The organism is Kitasatospora sp. NPDC047058, from assembly GCF_040643935.1.
In the GTDB taxonomy this organism is placed as follows: domain Bacteria; phylum Actinomycetota; class Actinomycetes; order Streptomycetales; family Streptomycetaceae; genus Kitasatospora.
In genome coordinates this window covers 1-4,863 of sequence record NZ_JBEYVJ010000458.1, presented here as the reverse complement: position 1 = coordinate 4,863, position 4,863 = coordinate 1, and the positions used below count along the sequence as shown (strand labels likewise).

Here is a 4,863-nt window from a genome sequence, read left to right as displayed (position 1 = left end):
GGCCGGCGAGTCGGGCATCCGCGCGATCGAGGAGGACTGGGCGGGCGGGCTGCCGAACACCCCGACGGCCACCAGTGCCACCGGAATGCCCAGGACCAGTCCTTGCCTTCGCCGCGCCCGCGGGTCGGCGTGCTTCGTTGCCTTCATGCTCATCCCATTCGGTAGATCGAGTCGACGCTGCACCACTCAGTGGCCGCCGAGGACGGAAAGGTTGCCTGTCCGGCACCGATTGCCCGGCCCCTCTGCGCGGCCGGTCCGCGGGCGGGCCGGCGACGGTCCGTCGCCCGCCCGCGGGCCCCCGCCAGGGTCAGGACTGGTCGCCGTACACCACCCCGCGGCCGTAGCCGCCGAGGTAGACCCGGCCGTAGACGTCGGGGTCGCCGGTGATGACGTTGATGGTGCTGCCGCCGAACTGGTGCTGGTCGTCGTTGATCCGGAGCCACGTCGAGCCGCCGTCGGTGGAGCGGAACAGTGCGATGACGCCCTTCACCTTCCCGCTGAGGTAGAGGGCCTGGTATCCGGCACCGGGCGCCGCCTTGCCGAACCCGATGGCGCCGGCCTGCTCCACGCCGTCGACCTTGCGGAAGCTCACCCCGCCGTCGGTGGAGTGCCGCAGGCCGTTGGCCCCGCCGGCGATCCACAGGTCACCGGCGACGCCGGGGACCGCCTTGAGCTGCCCGTCACCCAGACCGGTTGCGCGGGCGGTGAAGTGCCTTGCGCCATCGGTGCTCGCGTACAGGGTGCCGCCGCTGAGGGCGTAGAAGGTGCTCGCCGCCGAGCGGTCGGCCACGACGGCGGCGTCCTTGGGCAGGCCGGAGACCGCCGCCCAGGAACCGCCGCGGTCGGTCGAGAGGAAGGACGGCTGGCCGGCCGGGGTCCACACCACGGTGCCGCCATCCGCCGAGACGGCGGCGGACCCGGCGCCCGCGTCGCCCACCGGTGCCGCCGCGAACGGCGCCCAGTTCGCTCCACCGTCCGCCGAGTAGGCGCCGTGCTGCGCTCCGCCGAGGCCGACCCGCACCATGAACTCCGGTTTCGCCTGGGCGAAGTCGATGCCGGTGGTGTTGGTGAACAGCGGCCCGGACAGGGCCTTGGCGGGCACCTTGGTCAGGTCGTCGTGCCGGAATCCGCCGACGTCGCCGAGTGCGCTGATCAGCGGGAGGCCCGGAGGCTTGGCCAGCCCGAGTGTCGCGGTCTCCTCCAGGCCTTCGGCCGGTACGGTCCAGTGCGTCGGGCGTCCGCCGTCCGCCGCCGTCACGTCATTGCTGCCCCACATGCCCGAGCCGGTGCCGTAGAGCACGTGTCCGGCGTCGAAGGGGTCGATGGCCAGCGCGCCCATCCAGTGCCCGATGCCGGTGCCCACGTACGGCGCCGCGGAGCTGTCCCGCTCCGAGGTGGCGCCGAGCGCCTTCCAGGTGGCGGCGCCGTCGGTCGAGCGGTAGAGCTCGTCGGAGGGCCACCAGCGGTCCAGCGTGGTGACCATCACCGTCGACGGGTGCTGCGGGTCCACGGCCAGCCCGGCGAAGCCGTAGTTGCCGCTGGACGGCGAGACGTTCTTCCAGGCTCCGGTGGACGGCGTGAGCTTCCACACCGATCCGGCCGTCACCCCGTTCGGGCCCGGCGCGTCGGTGTACGTCAGGTAGAACGAGCCGTCACCGGACAGCACGCCGTGCTGCGGCAGTTGGCCCGTCGGCTGGCCGGGGACCGCCTGCCAGGTGGTGCCGCCGTCGGTGGAGCGGTACAGCGAGGTGGACTTGTCGGCCACGCCGACGTAGACCGTCCGGCTGCCGGACGGGCCGAAGGTGACGAAGGAGAGGCCGACCCCGCTGCTCGCACCGTCCTTGACGGGGAAGCCGCCGACCTGGCTCCAGGTCGCGCCGTAGTCGGTGCTGCGCCACAGGCCGTTCTTGCGGGTGCCGAGGTAGAGCGTGCCGTGGTTGTCGGGGTCCACCACGAGCCGCTCGCCCATGGACCGGCCGTCCTCGTTGCCGCCGAGCTTGAACGGCAGGTCGGTGCGCTGGAACGTCCGGCCCTGGTCGGTGGACCGGAGGATCGCACCGTTGCCCGCCCAGTCGTTGGTGTAGGTGCCGCTCGCGAGGTACAGGCGGTTCGGGTCGACGGGATCGGTGGCCAGGCTCTCGATCCCCAGCAGGTTCCAGTCCGCTCCGCCGATCCAGTCGGTCAGGGAGGTCCACCGCCTGGCGGCCGCGTCCCAGCGGTACGCGCCGCCGATGTCGGTCCGGGCGTACAGCAGGTCCTTGCGGGCGGGGTTGAAGACCAGTCCGGTGACGAAGCCGCCACCGACGATCTGCGCGTTGTGCCAGGTGTACCCGCCCGTACCGGGTACCTTCACCAGCTTCCACTGCTGGTTGGTGGAGCCCCGGTCGGCGTACTGGATGAGCGGGACGCCCTCGTCCTTGCCACCGCCCCACACGTCCAGGACCATGCCGCTGGCGCGGGAGGAGAACGTCACCGCGCCGTCGCCGACGTCCGCGATCCGCCACTGCTGGGCGGCGGAGGCGTGGTCGGTCTGCTGCTCGATGGCGGCCGCGGATCGCGACGAGTCACCGCGCACGCCGAGCACCTTGTGGGTCCCGCGGTTCTCCAGCTCGTAGAAGCCGTCTCCGGCCAGCCGCAGGCGCCACTGCTGGCTCGTGGCCCCGGCGACGCGGTTCATCTGCCGGATCCAGGCGCCGTCGGCCGTGTCCGCCGCCGGAACGTCCATCGCCTTGCCGCTGCGGACGGACACCAGCGTGTAGGAGGCATCGGGGTCCACCGAGGCGGCTTTCGAGTCGGCCTGCACGAAGAGCAGGTACGGGCCGAGCACCCCGGGCACGCCCAGCGCCAGGCCCAGCGTGGTCCAGCGTCGGCGGTGGCGCCCGCGGGGACGCCGCACGCCACCGGCCGCGCGGGTGCGCCGGCCACGGCCGTCCGCAGTGGGATCCGTCTCGTTCATGGGTGCTACTCCTTGCTTCGGCCCCGCTGACGCACACCCGTATGGCCGGTGTGCGTGCCGGCGGTCGGCGGTGGGATCGGACGATCCGTGGGCGTGACGCCCTTGGTGTCGCCCGTCAGTTGCCGCCGGTGCAGCGGAGGTTGCCGCCCGTTCGGAGAACTTCTGACCGAGTTGTGAGGCCGAGTCGGCGGGAGGACCTCCGGCAGGCTCGCGTGTCCGGGGCGGCCTTTGCGGAGCGGAAGGCTCCATGCCGTTCGAGGCGACAGGATGTTAACGAGATCGGCACAACTTACGCCCGGAACGACCCTTTACTCTTCCCATGGCCGTGCTTTACTCGCTCTTGACGTTACGTCAGGTCGCCGAACCGGCACCGACCGCGACGCGGCCCGGCGACGTGCCGCGGCGACGTGCCGCGCCCGTCGTGCTGACGCACGCACCCCTCCGCCCGGAGCGCACGCTTCCGAGGCGCCGCTCCGTCCATCGCTCCTCGGCCGAAAGCCGCAGGGGCCCCGAAGGAGGCACCGATCCCCATGGATCCACTCATCGACCGGGCCCGGGCCTTCCCGCAGCGCATCGGCGACACCGGCCGGGAACTCACCGGCCTCGCCGCCGGCCAGGCACCCCAGGCCCTCTTCATCACCTGTTCGGACTCGCGCGTGGTGCCCGCACTGATCACCAACGCCGACCCCGGCGACCTCTTCGAGCTCCGCACCGCGGGCAACATCGTCCCCGCCTACCGGGACGACCTCGCCACCGGCGAGACCGCCACCATCGAGTACGCCGTCGAGGTGCTCGGCGTCCGCGACATCGTGGTCTGCGGCCACTCGCACTGCGGTGCCGTCGGCGCCGTGGTCCGCGGAGAGGACCTCAGCGTCGTTCCCGCCGTCCGTGCCTGGCTGCGCCAGGCCGACCGGGCCGAACTGGGCGGGGACGGGGCGGACGTGTTCGATCCCACGGTCGCCGGGCCCGTGCAGCGCCACGTCCTCACCCAGCTGGACCGGCTGCGGGGCTACCCGGCCGTCCTCCGGCGGCTGCGCGAGGGCGGGATCCGGCTGCACGGCTGGTTCTACGAGATCCACACCGGGCTGGTGCTCGCCCACCGGCCCGACACCGGCCTGTTCGTGCCCCTGTGAAGCCGCTGCGAACCGGGGCTGGCCGGCTCTCCAGCCCGGCCCAGCCCAGCCCAGCCCAGCCCAGCCCAGCCCAGCCCAGCCCAGCCCGGCCCTACCCGGCCCGCGTACCGCGGCGCCACCACCGTCCGACCGACACCGTCCGCACCGCCACTCTCCCGAGGACCCGATGACCCGTCGTCCCGCCCTTCGGCTGAGCACTCTGCGCTCTGACCTCCCCGCTTCCGCCGTCGTCTTCCTGGTCGCGCTCCCGCTCTGCGTGGGCGTCGCGGTCGCCTCCGGTGCACCGGCCGAACTCGGCCTGATCACCGGCATCGTGGGCGGCCTGGTGACCGGGCTGATGCCCGGCAGCAGCCTCCAGGTGTCCGGCCCCGCCGCAGGCCTGACCGTGCTGGTCTTCGCCGCCGTCCAGGAACATGGCCTCGCCACCCTCGGCGTCATCACCGCTGCGGCCGGCCTGCTCCAACTCGCGATGGGCGCGGCCCGGCTCGGCCGCCTGTTCCGGGCGATATCCGTCTCCGTGGTCCAGGGCATGCTCGCCGGGATCGGTCTCGTCCTGATCGCCGGTCAGCTCTACGCCCTGGCCGACGCCAAGGGACCGGCCGACGGCCTCGCCAAACTGGCCGGACTCCCGGGCCTGGCCGGTGAGGTCGCCAGGAGCCCGCACGCCCTCGCCGCTACCGCGATCGGCGCCGGGACGGTGGCGGTCCTCCTGCTCTGGACGCGCCTGCCCGCCCGGGTCCGGACGGTGCCCGCGCCGCTCGCCGCCGTCGCCGC

3 protein-coding genes are annotated in these 4,863 nt (G+C 73.1%); 2 read left to right on the top strand and 1 reads right to left on the bottom strand.

The window, feature by feature from the left end; all coding sequences use genetic code 11:
* Positions 1–307: 307 nt before the first annotated feature.
* Complete coding sequence (locus ABZ885_RS35320) at positions 308–2,956, bottom strand: RICIN domain-containing protein (protein WP_360198129.1); 2,649 nt, start codon at positions 2,954–2,956, stop codon at positions 308–310.
* Between the two features lie 530 nt (positions 2,957–3,486).
* On the opposite strand from ABZ885_RS35320, the gene ABZ885_RS35315 reads away from it, so the two are divergent.
* The gene (locus ABZ885_RS35315; RefSeq protein ID WP_360198126.1) at positions 3,487–4,089 is read left to right on the top strand and encodes a carbonic anhydrase; all 603 of its coding nucleotides are present in this window, start codon (positions 3,487–3,489) and stop codon (positions 4,087–4,089) included.
* Between the two features lie 166 nt (positions 4,090–4,255).
* Positions 4,256–4,863 (top strand): SulP family inorganic anion transporter (locus ABZ885_RS35310; RefSeq protein WP_360198123.1); only part of this gene is annotated, 608 nt, incomplete at its 3' end.

Coding starts and splice junctions, on each gene's coding strand:
- ABZ885_RS35320 (WP_360198129.1), bottom strand. CDS start 2,956: ATGAACGAGACGGATCCCACTGCGGACGGCCGTGGCCGGCGCACCCGC.
- ABZ885_RS35315 (WP_360198126.1), top strand. CDS start 3,487: ATGGATCCACTCATCGACCGGGCCCGGGCCTTCCCGCAGCGCATCGGC.